The following is a 21,917-nucleotide window of genomic DNA, read 5'->3' as shown; positions in this document are numbered from 1 at the left end:
CCACAGTAGCCCCCCGGCACCGTTGCGTGGAAGACGGTTAACCTGAAAGTAACAAATCAAGTACGCAAAATGGATCGGCCCCGGTTGGCGCGACGGTAGCATTGGCACCAGCCCCCGATTTCAAGGAGATCCCATGCAGCACCGCCCGTTTTCACGGTTCCGAGCCCTTGCCGGGCTCGCGGCGGCCGTGCTGGCTTTGGCGGGCTGTTCGGCCAGCGGCTCTTCCGATCAGGCCGCGTCCGAACCCATCACCATTTCAGCGGCGGCCTCCTTGCAAAGCGCCTTCGAGCAGATCTCCGGGGAATTCTCCGCTGAGCACCCGGAGGTGCAGATCGCCAGCATCTCCTATGACGGCTCTTCGACCCTGGCCACGCAGATCCTTGAAGGCGCACACGTGGATGTCTTCGCCTCGGCCGATGAACGCAACATGCTGGAGGTGACCGAAGCCGGGTTCGGCCACGAGCCGGTGATCTTCGCCAGCAACACCATGGTGATCGCGGTACCGCAGGAGAACCCGGCGGATATCGATTCGCTGGAAGACCTTGCCGCGGCCACCACGGTGCTGTGCGCGCAGCAGGTGCCGTGCGGCTCGGCCTCACGCCAGCTGCTCCAGGCCCAGGGCGTCGAAGTGGTCCCGGCCAGCGAGGAGCAGAACGTCACCGCGGTGCTGCAGAAGGTGGCCGCCGGGGAAGCGGATGCCGGACTGGTCTACGCCACCGATGTGCTGGGTGACGAAAACGTCGCCGCGATCGTTCCGGAAGGAGCCGACGAGGTCGTGAACACCTATCCGATCGCCACGCTGGGCCAGAACCCCGGCGCGCAGGCGTTCGTGGACTTCGTGATCAGCGAGCGCGGCCAGGAAATCCTGGCAGAGCACGGTTTCGGCACCGGGGCTGCGCAGGCCAATGGCTAGCGATACCGGGGTACGGGTTCCAGGCTTCGCCATTGCCCCGGCCTTGCTGGGCGTGGGATTGCTGGTGCTGCCGCTGCTGGCGCTTCTCACCCGTGCCAGCTGGTCCACGCTGGTGGCCGATGCCACCAGCCCCCAAGCCCTCTCGGCGCTCTGGCTGAGCTTGCGCACCGGGGTGGCTGCCACCGCCCTGTGCGTGCTGCTCGGCGTGCCGCTGGCGGTGCTGATGGCCCGCAGTTCGGCCCGGGTTGCCCAGCTGTTGCGGGCCTTGATCGCCGTGCCGCTGGTGCTGCCGCCCATGGTCGGCGGCGTGGCCCTGCTCTTCCTCTTCGGGCGCACCAGCCCCATCGGCCAGTTCATCGATTCCCTGTGGGGGATTACCCTGCCCTTTTCCACCGCCGCGGTGGTCATTGCCCAGAGCTTCGTGGCCCTGCCCTTCCTGGTGCTCTCCGTGGAAGGATCGCTGCGGGCCGCCGGCGCCGGGTACGAACAAGCCGCCGCCACCCTGGGCGCCGGGCGCTGGATGGTGCTCACCCGCATCACCTTGCCGCTGGCCGCCCCCGGACTGGTGGCCGGCGTGATCCTGTGCTTCGCGCGGGCCATCGGCGAATTCGGGGCCACCGCGCTATTCGCCGGCAACGCGCCGGGGGTTACCCAGACCATGCCGCTGGCCATCTACACCGCGTTCAACGGGGCTGGAACTGGACGCGACTCGGCAGTAGCCCTATCGATCCTGCTTCTGGCCACCGCGGTAGTGGTGCTGCTGCTGGTGCGCGCCTGGCGTCCGGGGGCCTTGAAATGACATTGAAGGTTGCGCTGCGAGTGCCGCGCACCGGATTCGACGTGGCCGTTGAATTCGAAGTGCCTGCCGGCAGCACGCTGGCGATGATGGGCCCTAGCGGCTCGGGCAAGTCGACCATTGTGCATGCGATTGCCGGGATCCAGAAGATTGCCGAGGGGCGCATCGAGCTTTCCGGTTCGCTGCTGGCTGACGCGAAGCAGCACCGCCCGCCGCACCTGCGCGAGGTGGGCCTGCTGGGCCAAGACCCGCACCTGTTCCCGCACCTGGATGCGCTGAAGAATATCGCCTTTGGCGCCCGCGCCGGGGGACTGGACAAGGCTGCCGCCAAGGCCGTGGCCGCCGAATGGATCGGGCGGCTGGGACTGGAAGAAATCGCCACCCACCGGCCCGAGGCCCTCTCCGGCGGGCAGCGCCAACGCATTGCGCTGGCCCGGGCCTTGGCCGCCCAGCCCAAGATCCTGCTGATCGACGAGCCCTTCGCCTCGCTGGATGTCGAAGCCGCCATGGACATGCGCGCATTGGTGCGCGAAGAGCTGGAACGCACCGCGACCAGCGCCATCGTCGTCTCGCATTCGGCCGCCGACACCTTGGCGCTCGCCGATGACCTGCTGGTGCTGGAACGGGGAAGCATCATTGCGCAGGGAACCGTCGAGCAGGTCTTCGCCGACCCGGCCAACCGCTTTGTGCGCGCAGTGGTGGCCACCCTGCCAGCGCAGCACCCGAGGAACATCCAGGAAGAGCAATCATGATCACCGGCAATGAACCCGTGGAACTTGAAGCGCACCGTACGCGGCTGCTGTCGCAGGTGGTGCCGTTGGCCCCGCAGGAGATCGAGGTGGCTGGCGGTTTCGCTGCGCTGCACGGCGCGGTGCTGGCCGAGGATGCCACCTCCACGCACCCGTTGCCGTTGTGGGACAACTCGGCGATGGACGGCTATGCGGTGCGTTCGGATGACACCGCTGTGGCGCCAATTGCTCTGGAAGTCATCGGCGAAGTGCCCGCGGGCAGCGGCTGGGACCCGAAGCTGGAACCGGGCCAGTGCGTGAAGATCATGACCGGTGCCCCGATCCCGACGGATGCTGACGCCGTGGTGCGCATCGAGGATACGTCAGCGGCAGCAGAGGGCTGGGATGCCGCCACCGTGCAGATCCATGTGCCGGTGCCAGCAGGCAAGGACATCCGCCGCAGCGGCGAGGACAAGGCCGCCGGTGACCTGGTGGCCTATGCCGGCGAGCAGCTCACCGCGGCCCGTCTTTCCGCCTTGGCGGCAGCCGGTGCCAGCAAGCTGTCGGTGCGCACACAGCCCAAGGTGGCCGTGCTGGTCACCGGGGCGGAATTGCTTGCGCCCGGTGAAAGGCTCTCGCGCGGGCAAATCCCGGAAACCAATTCGCTGCTCATGGCAGGGCTCTTGGCTGAATCCGGCATCCAGGCAGCTACCGTGGTGCACTGCGTGGATGACACTCAAGCGGTCCGCGAACAGCTGGACGTGCTCGGCTCCACGCATGATGCCATCCTGAGCACTGGGGGAGTAGGTCCCGGCGCCTACGATGTGATGCGCCAGGTGCTGGAAGCCGAACCGGCAGTGCAGGCGGCCCGGGTGAAGATCCGCCCCGGCCAGCCGCAATGCGCGGGCCGTTTGGAGGCCGGTGCGATGGTCTTCGCCTTGCCCGGCAACCCGGTCAGCGCAGCGGTCAGCTTCGAGCTGTTCGTGCGCCCGTGCCTGCGGGCCATGCAAGGCCACCGCGAGGTACTGCGCCCGACTTTGCGCGCCATCGCCGCGGTGGGATGGAAAGCCGCCGCCGCACGCATGCAGGTCATCCCGGTAGTCCTCGAGCATGGTGAGCAACTGCGGTGCGCCCCGGCGGTTCACGCCAGCAGCATTTCCCACTCGGTGGGCGGGTTCGGCGCTGCCCAGGGCTACGCGCTGGTCCCGGCTGGCGTCAACCAGATCCACCCCGGCGATGAAGTCGAGGTACTGGGGATGATCCCATGAGCACGCGGCAGCTCGCCAACTTCAATGCCCTGGTGCTCGCCGGCGGCAGGGGCTCTCGGCTGGGCGGCGAAGGCAAAGCCGAAATAGAGCTGCACGGACAGCGCCTGGTTGACCGCGTGGTCGCCGCGGCCCGCACAACCGGCGCACTACGCGTCGTTGTGGTCGGCCCGGATTCCGCTGGTGCCAAGGCCGATTCCGTTCTCCGGGAGGATCCGCCATTCGCTGGTCCCTTGGCAGGCATCGCTGCCGGGCTTGCAGAACTAGCTGCCAGCGCAGGCAGTGAATGGACCATGGTTCTGGCCTGCGACCTGCAACGGCCGGTCGCGGTGGCCACTGCGTTGATCAACGACTTTGGGCAACGCGCAGCCGATGGCTTGCTGCTGGTTGACGCGCAAGGCCACACCCAATGGCTGGCTGGAATCTATCGCACCTCGGCACTGGCTTCGGTCTGCGCAGAGCTGGGCGGGAACCTGGTCAATGCCCCGGTGCGCCGAGCCTTGAATCAGCTGCAGCTGGCGCGGGTACCGGTGGATGATGAAACCAGCAGCGACATTGATACCCCGCAGGCACTGGAAAGCGCCCGCCAGAACGGAAGGAAAGCCATGGCACAGCATTTGCCACCCGAAGCACTGAACGATTGGCTGGAAGCAGCCGCCAAGGAATTGGGCTTGGACTCCGGCGAAGTGGATATCGCTACCGTGCTTGATGCAGCCAAACATGTATCTCACGAAGTAGCCCGGCCGGCAGCGCCTTTGAGCACTTTCCTGCTCGGACTTGCGCTGGGCAGCGGCAAGGGAGACTTGCCTGGCTTGTCCGAGCAACTGGTCTCGCGTGCCCACCGCTGGGCTGATGAGCATCCTGAAGGAACAACGTAAGCCATGAATCCTTTGAGACCGCAGTGCAATACCAGTGAAATGGTGCGCAAGGTTGGAGCGAATTGAAGAGTGGCCCTTTTCGATTTGTTGCCGGACTGACCGCTAATTACAGATCCTGGGAGTGCTTCGGGGCGTGCGCCTTTTCGCCGAGCCCTGACTTAGGCAGGGAATCAAGGAAGCTTCGATAATTTGAATACCCGGGATTCAGTAATCGCCCGATTCCTGGTCGCGATTTTCTCGCAGGACGAGCAGACGACCAGAATGCGCCATTTGCTTGCAGCAACGCTAGTGGCCTTTCGGCAACGCTTCTTCCGCGTGGCGGCGGGTCCGGTCGGCAATCTTGATGATCCGGTCAATCACGGTGCGTGTGCTCACCCGAGTCCGTGCTTCGGGCCTGGTCAAGATGTCGATATGGCGGCCGAGGGAGAGGTCTGCCAGGGGACGCAGCACTACGTGCTCGCGGAAATATGGGGTCAGCCCCGTATATCGAGGCAGCAACCCAAGCATGCGGGTTTCGGCGATGATCGCCGCCACCAGGTTGAACTCATTGACGCGATGCGCGATCTGAATCGGGTTTCCGGCACTGGCAAACATCGCTTGGACCAGCAACGGTTCCAGTGCGAATCCCTCGTGTGCTGCGACCCAGGTTTCGCCCACCAAATCGGCCAAGCGCACCGTTTCCTGGTGCGCTAACGAGTGTTCCCGGTGGAGTGCCACGTCGATCGGCTCTTGCAGGACGGGCGTGACGTGCACCCTGTTGCCCGGCCATGCAGCTGAGGCCAGCGGGCGGTGGGCGATGACCAGATCATAGTTCCCGACCAGATCGACGAACCCGTTGATAGACACGTCTTCCTCCCGGCAATGCACCATGGGGCCGTCTGGATCACTCAGGCTGCTGGCGATGAGCGGCGGAAACCAGGCCAGTCCGGCACTGTGGAAAGCGGTGACCGAAACGGGCTCTTGACGGGCCAGCAGGTATTCGGAGACGGAATTCTCTGCGCGTGCGAGAGACTCCAATACTTCTCCGCCGGCGTCGGCCAACCGCTCCCCGGCGGGGGTGAGCACCAGCACGCGGCCGCGCGGCTCGGTCAGGGCAACTGGCATCCCGCGTTGGAGCGCGGCAAGCTGCTGGGATACGGCAGACGGCGAAAGGTGCAGAGCCTGGGCTACTGCAGTTACTGAGCCCCGGTCCCTGAGCTCGCGCAGGGTTCGCAGGTGATGCACTTCCATGAAGCTTAGCTTACGGGATCGTGAAGACACTGGCCGTTGTTCTGCATGGTTTGCCTTCCTAAAGTGAAAGCATGCCAGAAAATCCTCGTGTAGCCCATCGCTTTCTTCCCGATATAATCCTGATGATCATCGCAATAATGTGGGGTGGCAGCTACCTGGCAACCCAAGATCTCGCGATGGCCTCGTCTGCTGCCGCGGTGATGTGCGCACGTTTCCTGCCCGCAGCGGCAATCTTGCTCTGCGTGAATCTCGCCCGCTCCAACATGCGGCTCCGGGACTCGACTTTGCCCGGAGTCCTGCTCGGGACCATGCGAGCGGCGACTATCGCTTTGGAAACCATTGGTGTCACGCTCACAAGTGCCACCAATGCCGGACTTATCATTGCCCTTTCCATTCTCTTCACACCGTTGCTCGAATCCGCACTCACGAGAAGACGGCTTTCCCCATCTCTGGTCTCCAGCGTTATTCTTGCACTACTCGGGATTACGCTGCTCGTGGGTGGGCAGGGATTCTCCGGGGCCAATCTGGGCGATGGCTTGATGCTCCTTGCGGCGGTAACCCGGGCCCTGCTCGGAGTTGCCGAGGCACGGTTTACCATTGGCAGGAACGCTGATGTGCTGGGACTAACCACGGTCGAGATAGTGTTCGGAGCTGCGATATTCGCCGCGTGGGGTGGCAATTCGTTGCTGGAGCATCTTCCGGGTTTCAGCATCGAAAATTGGCTCACCATCGCCTATCTGTGCCTGGGCTGCACCATCTTTGCTTTTCTTGGGCAGCTGTGGGCCACTAAGCACACCTCGGCGTCACGTGCGGGCATGCTTCTTGGCACAGAACCAGGATGGGCACTGCTGGCAGGAGTGCTCCTGGCCTCAGATCCGATAGGCGCACTCGGATATGCGGGCGCCGCTGTACTCCTGGGGGCCACGTGGTGGGGTGCGCGTGCTGAACAACGCTGGCGCGGAAGCGGCCCAACGGCCAAGGAGGCTTGGCACCGGTGATTGGGCCAGCTGACGGCAACTGACCCGGCAAGGCGATATCCATCCTGTCCCGGGAGCTGCGAATGCTGCACATACGGGATGTACTCCTATTCGTATTCTGCGTTTGCGCGTGCAACCTGTAGCCGCCGTTACGGGGGAAACCACGGCTCTCCTTGGACCTGCACCCGAGGCCGGACTGAATAATGGCGTAATGTCCCCACCTTTCGATCTTGCAAGTAGCCGGATTTCCCTGAAACCGTCCTGCGAACGTCACCTTGATGCTCGGGCTTGTTACCTAGGCTTCAGAGCGAGCGGTCACTGCTGTGCACCGTCCTGCAGCGGCCTATTTTCCTGTTTCCATCGCGGCATTAGACTCGGCTCATGCCAATTGATAAAAGTGACCGCGGCGCGCTGCTGCGCGAATATCTCAACGATGCCCGCGAAGCCATCTTGTGGAAATGCGAAGGCCTGAGCGATGCCCAAGCGCGAACGCCCATGACCTCGACAGGTACCCACGCCATGGGGCTGCTGCTCCACCTGGCCGTCACCGAATCCGGGTATTTCATCGAATGCCTGGGCCGCGAAATTCAGAATCCGATTATCCGGAGCATCTCCGATTCCGATGACGCGCAAGCAGACTTCCTCCCGCCACCGGGGATGACTCTGAATGATGCAGTCATGTTCTACAAGGAAGCGATTGCCGCAGCCGATGGAGTGCTTGACGAGCTGGAGCTGGGTTCACCGGCTGTAGTGCCATGGTGGGGAAAGCATCGGCACACCACGGTGGAACGGCTCCTGGTGCATATGATCGCAGAGTCGCACCGGCATGCCGGGCACTTGGATATCGTCCGGGAGCAGCTGGACGGTTTCGTCGGTCTACGGCCATCGGCACCTAACTTGCCAGAGCTCACTGCCGACCAGTGGGAAGAACAACGCTTGCAGATGAAAAAGCTAGCCGAGAACGCCTAGTTCTTCCGGCGTGTTGATTCTGTCGTCCGGCAGGCTTGCGGCGGAGATCCCCGAACCAGAACCCTGCTGGACATTTTGAAATAAGGGACCTGTGACTCCCCGGCACTTCAGTTCGTCGATTGAGCGGCTGCAATGGTGGGGAACCACGTGCAGCTCAAACCCAACATCGACCTAGCGCTAGCGGCAATGCCCGATGCCGAATGCATGGCTCCTGGCGCGAAACCGATGAGGAACGGACTGTGCTCCCGGCCAGGCCAGCCGCTGCTGTTGGTATTATCAAGCAATGCCGAGCGTGATAGAAAAAGCAGTTTGCTACGTCGTCCAAGACGATCACCTGCTGGTCTTCACGCATTTGCAGCACCCTATGCATGTCACCGGAGTCCAAGTGCCGGCTGGAACCCTCCAGCCGGGTGAAACCCCCGGTCGAGCGGCCGTACGTGAGCTCTTCGAGGAGACTGGAATAGAAGGCTTCGTTACACGAGACCTTGGAACGATGGCCTATGACTTACGGCCCATGAGAGACGAAATTGCTAACCGGCACTTCTTCGAACTCAGTGTTCCCCGGCAAGATCTTTCACGGCGTTGGATAGCCGGTGAACAAGATCCCTCGCATGGCGGCACACCCGAGTCCTGGGAATGCTGGTGGCTACCACTGGCACAGGCGCACGTCCTGGCAGCCGGGCTCGGTGCCATGCTCGGGAAACTCAGCGACGAGTCGAACCCTGTCCTCAGCTGAGCAGGAACGCCGCATCGTCATCGGTATGATCTATCCATGAACAGTTCCATGGACGAATCCGAGTCCCGCACGGTCCGAATGTTTCCGGACCATGCGGATACAGTTTTATGGTTTCCAGACCCGGTTCCCTATGACGCGGCAGGGCTGTCGCCCGAACTGGCAGCCGATCTTGCCGGATGGGAAGAGCTCTTCTATGAAGGCCTGGACCGTGACTACGAATGGAACTCAGCGGAGCTCGGTCGCGAGTTCTATGCCCAAGGATTACTGCTGGCACAGCGTGTAGCCGATGAACTCGGCAACAAGTTCATCATCGATTTGAGCGCTCAAGACGATGACTGCCCTGCGCGCAGCTTCCAGGCGAGCGGTACAGCTCAGAATCCGCAGGCTGCCGAAGCTTTCGAGGCTTTTGTCGTGGAAAACAACCAGTTCCAAGCGGACGTTGCCGAAGCCCGGGAAAGGGCTCTGCGTGGGGAGCATCCTGGTTGGTACGCCTATGCGCCGCTGTCGCAAACGGTGTTTGATCCGCAAAATCCCGAGCGCAAGTAGCCCTCAGGCTGTCCCGAGCCAGCTTGAGCTGTACGGGTGGATTCTCGGCTGCAGCCCGAATGCGTGACGCGCATTGGGGTGCAGGCCGGGAATCTTCAGACGGTTGCGGCACGGCGACGGGCGACTGCGAAGAACACGAGGGTTGCCACCGAGCAGACCACGATTGCCACGATGCTGGCTTCGGGTCCAAAGGCTCCTCCGGACAGCCAGTCCGGTCCGCTGATCACTGCGGTGACCAGCGAATCGCGCGCCTCGGATCCCGAGGTGACCGAGCCGAAAAGGCCGGTGGTCGCGAAGTTCCAGCCGAAGTGCACGCCGATCGCCAGCCAAAGCGATCCGGTGGCAAGGTAGGCGGCGCCGAGCATGATTCCAGCTTCGATCATGATGGCGAAGGCACCCCACAGCGACGCGTCCGGATTCACCAGGTGGACGAGCCCGAAGAGGATTGACGAGACGCTCAGCGCCACCGTGGTACCCCAACGGCCACGCAGCAGGCGGAAGACCACGCCGCGGAAGAATACTTCCTCCGACACCGCAACCGCGCACATCATTCCGGCGACGGCCAGCATTCCGGAAACGGAGCCCCAGCCGGTGATCGTGTACGCGCCGAAGAGGGCAAGGAGACCCACTGTGGCCCCGGACATCAGCACCCCGAGCCCCGTTCCGACCAGCACATGGCGGACGGCGTTGCGCCTCGGGAATTCTTCTGCCTTGAGGCGTTCGACTCGTTGTCCCGCAATGCTGAACAGGCCGATCATTGCCACGGCCAGGATGGGTCCGATGATCAAGGCTGCCACCGGATTGCGCGGCCACGCGGCCAGGGCATTGGCCATCAGCATTGCGATGGCCATTCCAGTGACCATCAGGGTTGTGGAGATCCAGGTTTTATGCCTGAGGGAGGGCGATTTCTGCGTAGCTTCTGTCATTCTTGCTCCTTGTTCGCTACCCGATAGTGGGTGTGAACAAGACGCTACGGCGTTGGGGTGCGGGGCAAATCACCCGCGGGCAGGCACTTGGGATCCCCCGTTCGGGGGACCGGCGCGTCAGGACCAGTCGGCGAATCCCGTTTTGTGGACGAGCACGACAGCTTGCACCCGGTCGCGCACCTGCAGCTTCGACAAGATGCGAGACACATAGGTTTTCACCGTTTCGGGACTGATCACCAGTTGCGCTGCGATCTCCGCGTTGGACAGGCCTTCGGCGATCAGCTGCAGCACTTCGCGTTCGCGCGCGGTCAGCGCCTCGAAGATGGCGGCGTCCTTTGCCGAGGGCCGCAGCCGGTCGCCGAAGCGTCCGATCAAGGAGCGGGTCAGCGCCGGGGCGATAAGCGAGTCACCGGCGGCAATGCTCCGGATGGCCGCGGCCAGTTCCGCGGGCCGGGCATCCTTGAGCAGGAAGCCGCTCGCGCCGGCGCGCAGTGCGTCATACACCAGGCCGTCCAGGGAAAAGGTCGTCACCACCAGGACTCGCGCCGCGTCGGAGGCCTGCGGCCCGGCAATTCTCCGGGTCGCTTCGATTCCGTCCAGCAGCGGCATGCGGATATCCATCACCACGACATCCGGGCGCTCACGGCGGGTGACTCGTACCGCTTCCTCTCCGTCCGCCGCCTCGCCGACAACCACGAGATCGGGTTGGGCGTTGATGATGGTGGAAAATCCGGTGCGCACAAGTTCGTGGTCATCGCAGATGACCACGCGGATTGGCGTGTTCGCTGGAGTGGAGGTCATCGAGGGATCCTCGCTTTGACCACGAACTGCTCAGCGAGCTGTTCGACCTGCAATTGGCCACCGGCCAGTTCCACGCGTTCTCGCATCCCGATGATCCCCCGGCCTCCAGAGTTCGATGCCGAGCCCCTGGCACGGCGGCCGGAACTGGCCACCTCGACCATGATCTCATCCTTGCCGTAGCTGATGCCTACCGTTGCGGCGCCATCGAGCGCATGCTTCAGCGCGTTGGTCAGGCTTTCCTGGACTACCCGGACAACCACCAGTCCCGTAGCCCCGGTGAGCGGGTAGGGCTCGCCTTGCTCCGCGAATTCCACATTCTGGCCGGAAGCCCGTGCCCGGGCGATGACCTCGGCGGCCTGCTGCTCGGCGGGTACCCGCGACTTTTCCGCTTTCCCGTCCAGTGCCCCGAGCAGGCTGCGCAAGTCCGCCAGCGTTTTCCGGCCCCCGTCGGCGATGGAAGTCAGCAGCTGCTGCGTCTTGGCATCGAGCTGCGGGTGGAACCCTCCGGCCTCGGCCTGCACCACCATCGCCGTGACATGGTGCGTGACCACATCGTGCAGCTCGTGCGCGATGCGCGTCCGCTCGGCCAGGATGATCTCCCTTTCCAGCATTTCGGCGTGGCGCCGGCGCATCGCGGACTGCGAGCGAAGCCAGGAACCGAAGATCCACAGCGCCGCCAGCATCGCTCCGAAGGCGAAGGCGTCGGGTACCGTGAGCGTGGGGTCAATCCGAATCAGGGCCGCGACAAGCAGGACGTAGCCGGCTAGGAGCAGCGATACGGTCAGCGGCCGGTGCCGTTGCGCCAGCGCGCCGGCGCCTACCAGGGCCACCAGCAGGCCGAGCGCCGCGAACGTGGTGGGGAACCCGAGCAATTGGTAAGCGGCAAACGACGAAAAGGCGAGGGCCAAAGACCAATGCGGCCAGCGGCGCAGTACCGCCACCGAGCCGCCCTGGAGCACGATGAGCGCTATGCCAAGCAGATTCAGCGGGTGATCGGGGGAGTCCGCCAGCTCAAGGCCCTGCCGTGCCACCCCGGGGACGAATGACAAGCCGATGAGCACCGCAGCGGATACGGCGTCCCACTTGAATCCGGCCAGCGGCCAATGCACAGTCTTCACCCCAGAATCGTACACGTGCGCCCAGCGTTGCCACGGGCGAAAGACTATCCAGCAACTCTCCGGCGCCGGATCTCCAGCAGGTGGCCGGTGGGCTTTAAAGAAGACCATGCCGGCGGGACGTGAAGCCCAAGGGGGAACCGTGGCGTCGGCAGCCGGTCCGTGTGCTTGGGATAAGCGCACCACGCGGTATGCGCGCACCTCGTACGGGGCCTTTCGATCCTCGACGGTGGATAGTGCAAAGTGGGCTGCCAGATGATACTGAGCGTAGTTCCGGTAGCTGCATGCCCAATACTGTTGAACTCTTTTGCCCGTGGCCAAGGGGGTGAGCGGAAAGCTGTCACCCGCTGAATAAATCTTTTATCCGTGAGCTGTATCAAATAGGATTTAGTTATGAAGACCCTGTTCGTTGTTTCTGCCATTCTTTTTGCTGCGTTTTCGGTACTTTCCTTTAGCGGAAATCCGATGGTTGGCATCTTTGCGGCCGTGGCCAGCTTGTCATCGCTGGCGGGATTCTTCGTGGTTCGAAATCGCGAGGCGAAGGCTTAGCCCACGTACCTCTCGTCGATGGAGCCGTGGCGTTAACGGTAAACTCGAGAACTATGGCTATCGGCGCGACTATACACACCTTTGAAGTTCAACTTGCTGATGTAGATCGCGGGGTTTACGAGGATCTTTCGCTCCGTGTTGCGCAGCATCCGTCAGAAACCGATGCCTACATGGTCACCCGTGTGCTGGCCTACTGCCTCGAATATGAAGAAGGCATCGCCTTCTCGGCCGGAGGCGTTTCCACCGGGGAAGAGCCAGCCATTTTGGTCAAGGACCTGACCGGACTCATCACCGCGTGGATTGAAGTGGGCGCCCCCGATGCCCAACGCCTGCATTTGGGCAGCAAGCGGGCAGACCGCACCGCCGTCTACACGCACCGCGATCCTGCCAAGCTTCTGGCTTCTTGGCGCGGCAAAACGATCCACCAGTCGCAGGAGATCATGGTGCGCTCCTTCGACCCCAAATTCATTGATGCAGCGGCCCAAGCATTGACCCGCCGCAACACCATGTCCGTCTCGGTGACCGAGGGGCAAATCTACCTTGAATTGAACGGGACGAATCTGGAAACCCAGTTCAGCACGCATGAGATTGAGTAGAAAAGCTTAATCTCTGATTCAGCTCAGTGTGGGGTCGCAGTCATCAGCGCGCGGAAACATGGCCGGTGTACACCAATGACACCGACGGAAGTGCTCCATGAAACTGCGCAATATCACCCTTGGCACGGCAACTCTGGCTTTGGCCGTCACCCTGGCAGCTCCCGCCGTGGCTGCTCAGATCGAACCGACTGGATCTGATCCACTGATCATCGGCCACCGCGGAGCAGCAGGCGTGGCACCGGAGAACACCTTGGCTGCCATCAAGGCAGGCAGCCAGTCCGGCGCCGAATTCATCGAAATTGATGTGCAGCTGTCCAAGGACGGAGTACCGTTCATCTTCCACGACGGTACGCCCTCCCGCACCACGAACGTGGCAGAGGTCTTCCCTGACCGCGTCAATGACCCCATCACGTCATTTACCTGGGAAGAACTGCAGCAGCTCGATGCCGGTTCCTACTTCTCAGACGAGTTCGAGGGAACGAAAATTCCCCATTTCGATGAGGTTCCAGGTGCACTGACCGGTGGCACGGGAGTATTCATCGAAATCAAGGATCCAGCCAAGTCCCCTGGCGTGGAGAAGCTGGTAGCCGACGCGCTGGCTGAGGATCCTGAATGGAAGGCACTGGCAGAGGCCAACAAGATCGAGGTCCTTAGCTTCGACGCAGCATCCAACCAGATCTTTGCCCAACTGGCACCTGAAGTACCACTGCAGCAGCTGACCGGAACCGTGCCTTCTGCCGCGGAACTGGCAACCTACGCGACCTACGCGGATTCTTTCGGCACTAGCTACCGCACCCTTGACGCCGCCGGTGCGCAGCGCGTGAAGGACACAGGCTTGGGCCTGGGCGTCTACACCGTCAACGCCGTCGAAGCAGCCGATGCTGCACTGGCCCTGGGTGTTGAGCGAATCACCGGCGACTTCCCAGCACAGGTGAACCGCCACATCGCTGGCCAGAAAGATTTCCCTGCCAACAATGGCGTGGTGATTGCCAACGCGATCAATGACGTGCCGGGAGATGACATCGCCCCGGAAAATGGCGAGCACGTGATCCTGGAGAACACCGGAAAGCGCACCATCGATGTCAGCGGCTACATCATTCGCGATGCCGCTAACAACATCCTGGAAATTGGAGAAGGATACGAGCTGGAGACAGGAGATCAGCTGCGCGTGTACTCGGGTCCGGGTACCAACAGCGAAGAAGCCTACTACGTGGACGGACCGGGAATCCTGAACAACGGTGGCGACTCGCTGGCGCTGTGGGATGCCAAGGGCAAGCTCACCGATACCTTCGCGAACTAGCTCTAGGTAGAGCGAACCCCCGGGAACCATTGTGGACTGCTCCCCAGAATTTGGATAGGGAAACCAGTACTACTTCCGGGGAGCAGTCTACAAAAATGGGGCGGTTTTCCGTATTAAGGCAGGCAACCCGCCAGCACTTGGGGGACGCTGACGGGTTTCACCAGCGTGAGGCCGCTCTTGGGGAAACGAACTCAATGCCTGACTGGTGACTTTTCGTAATTGGCCTAGGCCAATAGCTACTGTAGTTGCAGGAGAGTGAAAGGTGAAGTGGGCGGGGATAAAATAAAAACTTTTCCCAATTCCAAAAATTCTCTAGGCGTTATGGGCTTGACGAAGTATTCTGTGCATAGGTTTCACGCCGGACTAACGTTTTTGGGGAATCGGAAGTCTTTGGGGAGATGGATGGGGATCCATCGCCCAGCGCAAAACTCGCAACCAGCCCTCGTTGATGATCGAATCAGCGAGGGCTGGATTAGTTTAAGTGACAACACGCGGGTGGATTCTCACGAGCAACAAGGCCGCACTCCCCAGTACGGGTCGGGATTTGAATCTGTTGTGGATTCCCAATGAATCAGACCAGCCTCTTTGCCTACACCTCGCTCGACGCTAGGGTGATTGATAGGCGGCCTGACCCAATGCACCGGGAAGGGTCCGCTGTGATCGGTTGCACCGTTTGTTTGCCTTCTTGCTTACCGTTTGTTGGCAGCAACTGTAGCTGGGAACCCCTATCGGTGGTTCCGGTGTTGTAGTAGGCTCCGGGACCACCGCCAGCTTGGAACGCGGACACTAGCTGTTTGGATTCAGCTAGTATGAGAACGACGGTCATGGATGCCGTCAGTTTGGTGATCCGTAAGTGCAAGCGAAACTGCGACTGCGATCTTTCGCCTTGTCTTCGTCATTGTTGTATGTACGTTGTTGGAGAGTTCCATCCGGTTCCCGCCAAACGACTCGATAACTGTAACCGTGCTTTAGCTCTCGTCGTTGTACCGTCGCCACTTCTACCTTTAACCCGGTTGTTCTATCTTTAATGCAACAGATCCGGAGTTTAAGGCAACAAGCCGATTTGAGATAAGAAAAACCCCGGAATCACAAGGATTCCGGGGCTATTCAACGCGGTGACGGTGGGATTTGAACCCATTATCCTATCCGCGCCATTACTGCTAGCTCCCGAATATCCCTTGTGTTTACTGGCATCTGGGCTCATTGGCTCACAGGTGCGCACCACGTCCCACAGGTATTCCTGCACCAAAATGCACCACAGTGCACCACCGTTAGAGCTGTTCGGCGCGCTGCTTGCTGAGGGCTTCGACCACGTTGTCGAGGTCGTCGGGGAACAGTGCCGCGTAGGTGTCCAACGTGACCTTGGCCGACTTGTGGCCGAGCATGCGCTGTACCACCTTGACGTTGGCCCCGGCGCTGATTGCCAGCGATGCCGCCGTGTGCCGTAGGTCGTGGGGCGTGACCCTGCGGAACGACTTGTCGGACGCCTGGGCTCGCTTCACGGCTCCGGTGAACCATCCGGTCTTGGCGTTGCCCGGGTTCGCCCCTCCTACTTAAGTAGTATTTACGCCGTTCTTATTTAATGGTGATTATTAAACGTGCTCGTATCTGAGGCAATTCGATCCAGACCGAGGACTTTTGTTGCGGAGGCTCGATTTCGGTCGACCCCCGCTTGGCACGGCAGATGATGCGCCGATCTTTACGAAGATGTAGATTTCGATTCATTCAAAAGGTGATAGTCGTGAAGCTCAAACTTCACTCGATTGCGGTCAGGTCAAATGAAGACCACTGCATTCCAATCCCAACATCAAGACAACAATCCAGCTCCGGGGTCACGTACCTCGCGATCGCCTTCGTGGCAATCGCTTCCCTGGTCCTGAGCCTGAGTACGGCTTTGACTAAGCCAGCGGCGGCCGCTTCGTCTCCGGCTGTGACCAGCATCGCCAGCTTCGGCGAGAACGCAGAGATTCTGTCGAAGTCGGAGGCCCTCCAGTTGGCCAAGAATGCCGATCTTCCAACAGAGTCGCTCTCAGGTCTGAAAGTTGACCGTTCCGGCGTCCAAGCATGGTCGATGTCAGACGGGACATCGTATGTGAGCTACCCGCTCGTCGGCGACGGCGTCCAGCTCGCCACAGTCGGTGCACTCCTGGACAACTCAGGCAACGTTGCGCAGCGCACAGAGATGGCTTTCGTTGGCGACGATGCATCTGGTCATGCCCGCATGTGGGTTGACGGAAATCTGACCATGGACAAGCAATTGACCACTGCTGACGCGGCAAACAACGTCACCACATATGCCGGTTTCTGGGACAAGCTCAACAACTGCCTTGCCAACGCGGGCATCCCTGGCTGGGTTATTACCGCCATCACTATCGCCTGCGCGGCGGTCTGCGTAGGAACCGTTGGGCTCGGCTGCGTGGGCTGCATCGCGGCAGCTGCGGGCGTCTGGGGCGGCCAGGTCGGCTATTGCATCGACCAGGCCCAGAAATAGGAAGTGGTCAACATGAAAAAGATTTCGAAAGCAATCATCGCGATGGTTGCAGGCTGGGCGATGCTCTTCGCGGTTGCTAGTCCGGTCAACGCTTCCGAAAGCTCGTTCTCAACCAACCGGCCGCTTTCGGATTCAACTGTTGAGCGAGCGATCGCAATAGCTGAGCCGAGTTTCGACGCTCAGCTGCGAAACGGCGCAGAAGTCGATATCAAGCAGGCAAACGTCGCCCGGATCAATGGCTCCAGTTCGTTGATGGTGGCAGTGGCTACGTCTGGCGACGGCCACGACGAGGGTTCGTTCGCCGTTGCCGTCGTCGACGCCGCGGGAGACGTTGTCCAGAGCTTTGCGCAGGTTCAAGCTACGTACACCAGCGACAGCACTGCCGAGGTGAAGCAGTGGGTCGATGGGAGTCTCCTTAAGCAGTGGACTGTTGAAGCCACTCCCGAAGCTGAAGCTCAGGCTGCGAAGGCTTTGAGCGCCATGTCTCCTGAAGGCTCGTCGGTGGGCGTTGCGGCCGCTGGTAACGAGGGTGTGATCAAGTGCCTCAACGCGCTGGGCATCTCCACCATGGCGGCGCTCGTGATCATCTCCACCTGTGCGGCATTCTGTGCTGTTACCGTTGGAACAGGCTGCATCATCTGCGTGGCTGGGTTCACCGCTGTCGCTGGCGCATCCGTAGGACAGTGCCTGAGCGGTGCCAGCTAGGCACGAGAAAGGAAACGGCAAATGACAAAGCAACCTAGCAATTCGTCTGCCGCCAGGAAGAGTACCGTGGTGGTGCTTCTGTTCCTTGCGGTAGCCGCGATCAATCTGCCTCGCGTCCCTCAGCTTACTGACTACGCCGTGGTTGGATGGGCTGTCGGCGGAGTGCTGCTGCTCGCAGCACTGATCCTGGCATTCACCAACTACCGCCACCACTCGAAGACCAGCACTTCACGATAGTAGGTAACGCCGGCTCGTTCGTCGAATGAGCCGAGACGAGCAATGTCCAGATCCGCTGAGCCTAACCCGAAGAGATCCCCTTGCCGCATACAGCAGCAGGGGGACCTTTCTCTGTGCCCGGCTTCCTGAGGGCAAGCGCGCGCAGCAGGTGCGGCAGCCGGCGGGAGGCTAGAGATCTTTTTCGTCCTGCTTGCGCGATGCCCAGTATGGTCATTCTTCGTTGTGGTTCACCCAGTCGCAGGCGTGCGGGCCTGCATGGTGGTGGTAGCCGTGTTCACAACGAAGGATGGGCATGTCGTAACTACCCTCCGGTGAAATATGCACCATAAGTGCACCATGTCAGATCTTTAAAAGAAGAAAACCCCTGGCTGACCAGGGGTTTTCATTGGCGGTGACGGTGGGATTTGAACCCACGGTACGGGGTTACCGTACACAACATTTCGAGTGTTGCACCTTCGGCCGCTCGGACACGTCACCAGACCTGATAACTCTATAACGAACATCAGGCGAAAACAAAAACGAGAGCGCTGTTTTTGGCCTGAAGTGTTCCGAAACACATCAACGTCGGTTTCTAGCCGCGCTTGCTCCGGAAGAATTCACGCAACAGGTCACCGCATTCTTCTTCCTTGACCCGCGAGTACACCTCGACCCAATGGTTCAATCGCGGTTCACGGACGATATCGAAGACCGAGCCGCACGCGCCGGCCTTCTCGTCCCAGGCCCCGAAGACCAATTTGGGAATGCGCGAAAGGACTATTGCCCCGGCGCACATGGCGCAGGGCTCAAGGGTCACCACCAGGGTGCAGTCGGATAAGCGCCAGCCATCATCTTGTCCCTTGGCTTCCAAGGCCTTGACCGCATTGCGAATGGCGACCACCTCGGCATGCGCCGTGGGGTCCTTGATGGCCTCGCGCTCGTTGCGTCCGGTGGCCAGGACTTCGCCTTCGGGGGAGAGGATGACGGCGCCGATGGGTACGTCATCAGTGGCCAGCGCTTCGCGCGCTTCAGCCAAGGCGAGGTCCATCCAAGCATCAAATTCGTGCACCATAGTGCTTTCACTTTACGTGTTTTGGGACGGTAGCCGGGCGCTCGGAGTGTGGTGCACTGCGCACTGCACTGAAGTTTGCTGTTTCCTTGGGCACACCAAAGTGCTTTAACGGCGGGAAATCGGGGATATCTCTCGATTTGCCTGAGTCGGTGCTGATAGATTTCTACTTATGCGCGTACAGGTAGTCGACCACCCACTGGTGGCACACAAGGTTTCGGTTCTTCGTGATAAGAACACCCCATCCTCGATTTTCCGCCAGCTGACCGACGAACTGGTCACCCTGCTGGCTTATGAGGCAACCCGCGAGGTGAAAACCGAAAATGTTGAGGTGCAGACCCCGGTCGCCACCACCACCGGTACCTCCATTGCCAAGCCGACCCCGCTGGTTGTCCCCATCCTGCGCGCCGGCCTGGGCATGCTCGAAGGCATGACCCGCCTGGTTCCGACCGCTGAGGTCGGCTTCCTGGGCATGGCCCGCAACGAGGAGACCCTGGACATCATTACCTACGCTGACCGCGTGCCTAATGACTTGGCCGGCCGCCAGGTCTTCGTGCTGGATCCGATGCTGGCCACCGGCGGCACCCTGGCCGAGGCCATCAAGTTCATCTTCGAACGCGGCGCAGAATCCGTTACCTGCATTTGCCTGATCGCTGCCCCTGAGGGCATCGAGCGTCTGAAGGAAATCCACGGTGGCGATCATCGCGTGCACATCGTGCTGGCAGCGATGGACGAAAAGCTGGACGAGAAGTCCTACATCATCCCAGGCCTGGGCGATGCCGGCGACCGCCTGTATGGCGTGACCCCGCCCATTGCCTAGTTCCAGCTAAGCGATGTGCCCGAAGGCTGCGGTGACTACACCGCAGCCTTCGGCGTTTCTTCACCGGTTTCGGGCGTGTCCAACGGAAGCCGGACCTCGAAGACGGTATCTCCTGGCTGGGAGGTGACCGTGACGGTGCCCCCGTGGGCTTCGACGATGCTCTTGGCGATCGGCAGGCCCAGCCCGGTCGTGCCATCGGAGCCAGAACGCGCCTTGTCGGCGCGGGTGAAACGTTCGAAGACCCGAGGCAGGAATTCCGGGGCAATGCCCTCACCGGTGTCGTGAACCCGGATGATGGCTTCATCGGTGTCTTCGTCTTGGTCCACCGAAACAGTGACGGTGTTTCCGGCCGTCGTGTGCTTGCGGGCGTTGGCCAAGAGGTTGGTGATCACCCGGCGAAGCGAGGCCGAGTCGCCATTGACAATGGTCTGCGGCGCCTGGCAGTCGAACTCCCAATGGTGGTCGCTCGCGGTGAGCTTGAAGTCCTCGGTGATATCCGATGTCAGCGAGCACAGGTCAATTTCGCTGCGCTTGAACGCATTCTCCTCATCCAGCCGAGCCAGGAGCAGCAGATTCTCAACCAGTGAGCTCATTCGGCTGCTTTGCTGCAGAACGCGGTCCACCGAGCGCTGCCCGTCCGGGGAGAAATGCTCAGTGGCCGAGAGCAGCTCGGTGTAGCCGCGGATCGCCGAGAGCGGAGTGCGCAGTTCGTGCGAGGCATCGGCGACAAATTGGCGCATCTGGGCCTGGGACTTCTCGCGGGCGGTCAGTGCGGTGGAGACGTTGCTGATCATCGCGTTCAGCGCATTGCCGACATTGCCCACCTCGGTACCGGGGACTGCATCTTGCGCCGGGACGCGCTGGGTCAGGTCCACCTTTCCTGAATCAAGCTCTTCGGCGGCAACCGAAGCAGCCACGGTGGCCACGCGCTTCAGCGAGGCAAGCGAGCGGGAGATCAGCCACGAACCGGCCAGGCCCGCACCGGCGATCAGGATCAAGGCGATGAACAGCGTCAGCCAGGCCATGCCGCGCAACGCCAGATCGGTGCTGTGCAGGGGCAATCCGACAATCAGGATGCCGTTGGATCCAGAGTCCTTGACTGCGACGAGGTAATAGTCGCCCACAGTCAGGTGGGCACGTACCGGCTTGAACTGCCCGCCGGCACGCAACGTGCTCAGCTCCAGATCCACCATCGGGATGGCATCTTCCTGGCTCAGCTGCTTCAGCACGCCGGTGCGTTCGTCCAGCACGCCGCCGTTGAAGACGTATTTGTCGACGAACCGAGCGGTCAGCGTGCCGGCGGACTGGCCGGGGGCGTCAAGCCGGGAGTTCACCGCTGGTGCACCCTGCGAATAATTCAGCGCGCGTTCGGTGGTGAGCCGCAGCTGGCTATTGAGCTGGTCCAGCAAGGTCTGGCGCATGCCCGCGTTATAGAGCAGGCCGAGCAAGACAGATACGGCGGTGACCGAGGTCAGCAGGATGAGCAGCAGTTTGCGCTGCAGCGCGTGCGGCGAGCTCACCCTGGTATTCGGGGAAAAGAAACTCATGCAGCCGGCTTCAGGACGTAGCCAACGCCACGCACGGTGTGGATCATCGGCTCCTCGTCAACGTCAATCTTCTTGCGCAGGTACGAGATGTACAGTTCGACGATGTTCGCCTGTCCGTCGAAATCGTAGTGCCACACGTTGTCCAGGATCTGCGACTTGGATACCACGCGGCGGGCATTGCTCATCAGGTAGCTGAGCAGATCGAATTCGGTGGCGGTCAGCGAAATTTCGCGGCCTGCGCGGGATACATCGTGCGAGTCCATGTTCAGCACCAGGTCGCCGACCACCAATTCAGCGGAATCCGCAGTGGCGGCACCGGAACGTTCCACGAGCCGATGCAATCGGATCAGGACCTCTTCGAGGCTGAAGGGCTTGGCGACGTAGTCGTCTGCACCGGCCCCCAGGCCCTCGATACGGTCTTCAACCGCGTCCTTGGCAGTGAGGAAAAGTACGGGGATTTCAGGGAAGTGGGTGCGCACCTTGCGCAACACCTCGGGGCCGTCGAACCCAGGCAGCATCCAGTCGAGAACCAGTACGTCCGGCGCTAGGGAGCGAGCGGTGGCTACTGCTTCGGGCCCATCGTGGGCCATCGTGGCTTCCCAGCCGAGCATGCGGGTTCCCATGGCGACCAATTCCGCCAATGAAGGTTCATCATCGACCACGAGAACTTTGATTGCCGTGCCATCAGGGTGAGTCAGCCGGGGCAATTGCGAAGGGGAGAATCGTGATTCATTCATGTTAATCAGC

Annotated in this window: 23 protein-coding genes, 1 tRNA gene and 1 pseudogene; 16 read left to right on the top strand and 9 right to left on the bottom strand. The window is 61.4% G+C overall.

Annotated elements, in window-relative coordinates:
* Window positions 1–133 precede the first annotated feature (133 nt).
* Genes modA through ACIOTL_RS12760 form a run of 5 tightly spaced genes read left to right on the top strand, consistent with a single transcriptional unit; the run spans window position 134 to window position 4,580 of the window.
* Entirely contained in the window at window positions 134–913 is a 780-nt protein-coding gene (gene modA, locus ACIOTL_RS12780; RefSeq protein WP_400342953.1) for a molybdate ABC transporter substrate-binding protein, read from the top strand.
* The gene (locus tag ACIOTL_RS12775; RefSeq protein WP_332499125.1) at window positions 906–1,712 is read left to right on the top strand and encodes an ABC transporter permease; all 807 of its coding nucleotides are present in this window, start codon (window positions 906–908) and stop codon (window positions 1,710–1,712) included. The genes modA and ACIOTL_RS12775 overlap by 8 nt, the downstream gene beginning before the upstream one ends.
* On the top strand, window positions 1,709–2,461 hold the full coding sequence (locus tag ACIOTL_RS12770; protein WP_400342951.1) for an ATP-binding cassette domain-containing protein: 753 nt from the start codon (window positions 1,709–1,711) through the stop codon (window positions 2,459–2,461). Before ACIOTL_RS12775 ends, ACIOTL_RS12770 begins: the two co-directional genes overlap by 4 nt.
* Window positions 2,458–3,705, top strand: coding sequence for a gephyrin-like molybdotransferase Glp (gene glp, locus ACIOTL_RS12765; protein WP_400342949.1), 1,248 nt, complete (start codon window positions 2,458–2,460; stop codon window positions 3,703–3,705). The genes ACIOTL_RS12770 and glp overlap by 4 nt, the downstream gene beginning before the upstream one ends.
* Window positions 3,702–4,580 carry an NTP transferase domain-containing protein gene (locus ACIOTL_RS12760; RefSeq protein WP_400342947.1) on the top strand — a complete coding sequence of 293 codons (879 nt, stop codon included), beginning with the start codon at window positions 3,702–3,704 and terminating at the stop codon, window positions 4,578–4,580. Before glp ends, ACIOTL_RS12760 begins: the two co-directional genes overlap by 4 nt.
* 285 nt (window positions 4,581–4,865) lie before the next feature.
* Here the strand turns inward: ACIOTL_RS12760 and ACIOTL_RS12755 are convergent, their stop codons facing one another.
* A complete protein-coding gene (locus ACIOTL_RS12755) occupies window positions 4,866–5,810 on the bottom strand; it encodes a LysR family transcriptional regulator (RefSeq protein ID WP_400342945.1) in 945 nt (314 codons plus the stop codon).
* A 71-nt stretch (window positions 5,811–5,881) separates the two neighbouring features.
* Between ACIOTL_RS12755 and ACIOTL_RS12750 the strand changes: the two genes are divergently transcribed.
* The 4 genes from ACIOTL_RS12750 (at window position 5,882) to ACIOTL_RS12735 (ending at window position 9,038) form a co-directional block, all read left to right on the top strand.
* Entirely contained in the window at window positions 5,882–6,808 is a 927-nt protein-coding gene (locus ACIOTL_RS12750; protein WP_400342943.1) for a DMT family transporter, read from the top strand.
* Window positions 6,809–7,168: 360 nt separating this feature from the next.
* On the top strand, window positions 7,169–7,756 hold the full coding sequence (locus tag ACIOTL_RS12745) for a DinB family protein (protein WP_332489272.1): 588 nt from the start codon (window positions 7,169–7,171) through the stop codon (window positions 7,754–7,756).
* Window positions 7,757–8,039: 283 nt separating this feature from the next.
* Window positions 8,040–8,492 carry an NUDIX domain-containing protein gene (locus ACIOTL_RS12740; protein ID WP_332503186.1) on the top strand — a complete coding sequence of 151 codons (453 nt, stop codon included), beginning with the start codon at window positions 8,040–8,042 and terminating at the stop codon, window positions 8,490–8,492.
* A 36-nt stretch (window positions 8,493–8,528) separates the two neighbouring features.
* Window positions 8,529–9,038, top strand: coding sequence for a hypothetical protein (locus ACIOTL_RS12735; RefSeq protein WP_332727684.1), 510 nt, complete (start codon window positions 8,529–8,531; stop codon window positions 9,036–9,038).
* A gap of 95 nt (window positions 9,039–9,133) precedes the next feature.
* Here ACIOTL_RS12735 and ACIOTL_RS12730 read toward each other — a convergent pair whose 3' ends face one another.
* The 3 genes from ACIOTL_RS12730 to ACIOTL_RS12720 form a co-directional block, all read right to left on the bottom strand.
* Window positions 9,134–9,964, bottom strand: a complete 831-nt coding sequence (locus ACIOTL_RS12730; protein WP_388024358.1) for a CPBP family intramembrane glutamic endopeptidase — start codon at window positions 9,962–9,964, stop codon at window positions 9,134–9,136.
* A 117-nt stretch (window positions 9,965–10,081) separates the two neighbouring features.
* Window positions 10,082–10,765 carry a response regulator gene (locus tag ACIOTL_RS12725; RefSeq protein ID WP_388024357.1) on the bottom strand — a complete coding sequence of 228 codons (684 nt, stop codon included), beginning with the start codon at window positions 10,763–10,765 and terminating at the stop codon, window positions 10,082–10,084.
* The gene (locus ACIOTL_RS12720) at window positions 10,762–11,883 is read right to left on the bottom strand and encodes a histidine kinase (protein WP_400342941.1); all 1,122 of its coding nucleotides are present in this window, start codon (window positions 11,881–11,883) and stop codon (window positions 10,762–10,764) included. The genes ACIOTL_RS12725 and ACIOTL_RS12720 overlap by 4 nt, the downstream gene beginning before the upstream one ends.
* A 390-nt stretch (window positions 11,884–12,273) precedes the next feature.
* On the opposite strand from ACIOTL_RS12720, the gene ACIOTL_RS12715 reads away from it, so the two are divergent.
* The 3 genes from ACIOTL_RS12715 (at window position 12,274) to ACIOTL_RS12705 (ending at window position 14,325) form a co-directional block, all read left to right on the top strand.
* Window positions 12,274–12,429: a hypothetical protein gene (locus tag ACIOTL_RS12715; RefSeq protein ID WP_332489278.1), complete on the top strand. Its 156-nt coding sequence runs from the start codon at window positions 12,274–12,276 to the stop codon at window positions 12,427–12,429.
* Between the two features lie 53 nt (window positions 12,430–12,482).
* A complete protein-coding gene (locus tag ACIOTL_RS12710; RefSeq protein WP_105658829.1) occupies window positions 12,483–13,025 on the top strand; it encodes a YaeQ family protein in 543 nt (180 codons plus the stop codon).
* Window positions 13,026–13,122: 97 nt separating this feature from the next.
* Window positions 13,123–14,325, top strand: a complete 1,203-nt coding sequence (locus ACIOTL_RS12705) for a glycerophosphodiester phosphodiesterase family protein (protein ID WP_400342939.1) — start codon at window positions 13,123–13,125, stop codon at window positions 14,323–14,325.
* Window positions 14,326–15,596: 1,271 nt separating this feature from the next.
* On the opposite strand, the pseudogene ACIOTL_RS12700 reads toward ACIOTL_RS12705, so the two are convergent.
* Window positions 15,597–15,848 (bottom strand): annotated as a pseudogene (locus ACIOTL_RS12700) (tyrosine-type recombinase/integrase); the annotation flags it as partial.
* 218 nt (window positions 15,849–16,066) lie between these two features.
* Here ACIOTL_RS12700 and ACIOTL_RS12695 point away from each other — a divergent pair.
* The 3 genes from ACIOTL_RS12695 to ACIOTL_RS12685 are packed head-to-tail and all read left to right on the top strand — an operon-like array spanning window position 16,067 to window position 17,758.
* A complete protein-coding gene (locus ACIOTL_RS12695; RefSeq protein WP_133835084.1) occupies window positions 16,067–16,816 on the top strand; it encodes a hypothetical protein in 750 nt (249 codons plus the stop codon).
* A 12-nt stretch (window positions 16,817–16,828) separates the two neighbouring features.
* Window positions 16,829–17,521, top strand: a complete 693-nt coding sequence (locus ACIOTL_RS12690; protein ID WP_332498815.1) for a hypothetical protein — start codon at window positions 16,829–16,831, stop codon at window positions 17,519–17,521.
* 21 nt (window positions 17,522–17,542) lie between these two features.
* A complete protein-coding gene (locus ACIOTL_RS12685) occupies window positions 17,543–17,758 on the top strand; it encodes a hypothetical protein (protein ID WP_133835086.1) in 216 nt (71 codons plus the stop codon).
* Window positions 17,759–18,144: 386 nt separating this feature from the next.
* On the opposite strand, the gene ACIOTL_RS12680 is transcribed toward ACIOTL_RS12685, so the two are convergent.
* Window positions 18,145–18,235: transfer RNA gene (locus ACIOTL_RS12680), tRNA-Ser, on the bottom strand.
* Window positions 18,236–18,329: 94 nt separating this feature from the next.
* Window positions 18,330–18,806: a tRNA adenosine(34) deaminase TadA gene (gene tadA, locus ACIOTL_RS12675; RefSeq protein ID WP_105658823.1), complete on the bottom strand. Its 477-nt coding sequence runs from the start codon at window positions 18,804–18,806 to the stop codon at window positions 18,330–18,332.
* A 169-nt stretch (window positions 18,807–18,975) separates the two neighbouring features.
* Between tadA and upp the strand changes: the two genes are divergently transcribed.
* Window positions 18,976–19,623 (top strand): uracil phosphoribosyltransferase, encoded by a 648-nt coding sequence (gene upp / locus ACIOTL_RS12670; protein ID WP_332488309.1) that lies wholly within the window; start codon window positions 18,976–18,978, stop codon window positions 19,621–19,623.
* A gap of 35 nt (window positions 19,624–19,658) precedes the next feature.
* Here the strand turns inward: upp and ACIOTL_RS12665 are convergent, their stop codons facing one another.
* Together ACIOTL_RS12665 and ACIOTL_RS12660 are read right to left on the bottom strand one after the other, a co-directional pair.
* Window positions 19,659–21,170, bottom strand: a complete 1,512-nt coding sequence (locus ACIOTL_RS12665) for a sensor histidine kinase (protein ID WP_400342936.1) — start codon at window positions 21,168–21,170, stop codon at window positions 19,659–19,661.
* Entirely contained in the window at window positions 21,167–21,907 is a 741-nt protein-coding gene (locus ACIOTL_RS12660; RefSeq protein WP_400342934.1) for a response regulator transcription factor, read from the bottom strand. The genes ACIOTL_RS12665 and ACIOTL_RS12660 overlap by 4 nt, the downstream gene beginning before the upstream one ends.
* Window positions 21,908–21,917 lie beyond the last annotated feature (10 nt).

Origin of the sequence: Glutamicibacter sp. NPDC087673, from assembly GCF_044743255.1 — a bacterium.
Classification (GTDB): domain Bacteria; phylum Actinomycetota; class Actinomycetes; order Actinomycetales; family Micrococcaceae; genus Glutamicibacter.
Note: the sequence above shows the minus strand (reverse complement) of the source record. Positions and strands in the feature narration are given on the sequence as shown.

What these genes read in the sequence shown, in the direction of transcription:
- modA (WP_400342953.1), top strand. Translation starts at nt 134, where the DNA reads ATGCAGCACCGCCCGTTTTCACGGTTCCGAGCCCTTGCCGGGCTCGCG.
- ACIOTL_RS12775 (WP_332499125.1), top strand. Translation starts at nt 906, where the DNA reads ATGGCTAGCGATACCGGGGTACGGGTTCCAGGCTTCGCCATTGCCCCG.
- ACIOTL_RS12770 (WP_400342951.1), top strand. Translation starts at nt 1,709, where the DNA reads ATGACATTGAAGGTTGCGCTGCGAGTGCCGCGCACCGGATTCGACGTG.
- glp (WP_400342949.1), top strand. Translation starts at nt 2,458, where the DNA reads ATGATCACCGGCAATGAACCCGTGGAACTTGAAGCGCACCGTACGCGG.
- ACIOTL_RS12760 (WP_400342947.1), top strand. Translation starts at nt 3,702, where the DNA reads ATGAGCACGCGGCAGCTCGCCAACTTCAATGCCCTGGTGCTCGCCGGC.
- ACIOTL_RS12755 (WP_400342945.1), bottom strand. Translation starts at nt 5,810, where the DNA reads ATGGAAGTGCATCACCTGCGAACCCTGCGCGAGCTCAGGGACCGGGGC.
- ACIOTL_RS12750 (WP_400342943.1), top strand. Translation starts at nt 5,882, where the DNA reads ATGCCAGAAAATCCTCGTGTAGCCCATCGCTTTCTTCCCGATATAATC.
- ACIOTL_RS12745 (WP_332489272.1), top strand. Translation starts at nt 7,169, where the DNA reads ATGCCAATTGATAAAAGTGACCGCGGCGCGCTGCTGCGCGAATATCTC.
- ACIOTL_RS12740 (WP_332503186.1), top strand. Translation starts at nt 8,040, where the DNA reads ATGCCGAGCGTGATAGAAAAAGCAGTTTGCTACGTCGTCCAAGACGAT.
- ACIOTL_RS12735 (WP_332727684.1), top strand. Translation starts at nt 8,529, where the DNA reads ATGAACAGTTCCATGGACGAATCCGAGTCCCGCACGGTCCGAATGTTT.
- ACIOTL_RS12730 (WP_388024358.1), bottom strand. Translation starts at nt 9,964, where the DNA reads ATGACAGAAGCTACGCAGAAATCGCCCTCCCTCAGGCATAAAACCTGG.
- ACIOTL_RS12725 (WP_388024357.1), bottom strand. Translation starts at nt 10,765, where the DNA reads ATGACCTCCACTCCAGCGAACACGCCAATCCGCGTGGTCATCTGCGAT.
- ACIOTL_RS12715 (WP_332489278.1), top strand. Translation starts at nt 12,274, where the DNA reads ATGAAGACCCTGTTCGTTGTTTCTGCCATTCTTTTTGCTGCGTTTTCG.
- ACIOTL_RS12710 (WP_105658829.1), top strand. Translation starts at nt 12,483, where the DNA reads ATGGCTATCGGCGCGACTATACACACCTTTGAAGTTCAACTTGCTGAT.
- ACIOTL_RS12705 (WP_400342939.1), top strand. Translation starts at nt 13,123, where the DNA reads ATGAAACTGCGCAATATCACCCTTGGCACGGCAACTCTGGCTTTGGCC.
- ACIOTL_RS12690 (WP_332498815.1), top strand. Translation starts at nt 16,829, where the DNA reads ATGAAAAAGATTTCGAAAGCAATCATCGCGATGGTTGCAGGCTGGGCG.
- ACIOTL_RS12685 (WP_133835086.1), top strand. Translation starts at nt 17,543, where the DNA reads ATGACAAAGCAACCTAGCAATTCGTCTGCCGCCAGGAAGAGTACCGTG.
- tadA (WP_105658823.1), bottom strand. Translation starts at nt 18,806, where the DNA reads ATGGTGCACGAATTTGATGCTTGGATGGACCTCGCCTTGGCTGAAGCG.
- upp (WP_332488309.1), top strand. Translation starts at nt 18,976, where the DNA reads ATGCGCGTACAGGTAGTCGACCACCCACTGGTGGCACACAAGGTTTCG.
- ACIOTL_RS12665 (WP_400342936.1), bottom strand. Translation starts at nt 21,170, where the DNA reads ATGAGTTTCTTTTCCCCGAATACCAGGGTGAGCTCGCCGCACGCGCTG.
- ACIOTL_RS12660 (WP_400342934.1), bottom strand. Translation starts at nt 21,907, where the DNA reads ATGAATGAATCACGATTCTCCCCTTCGCAATTGCCCCGGCTGACTCAC.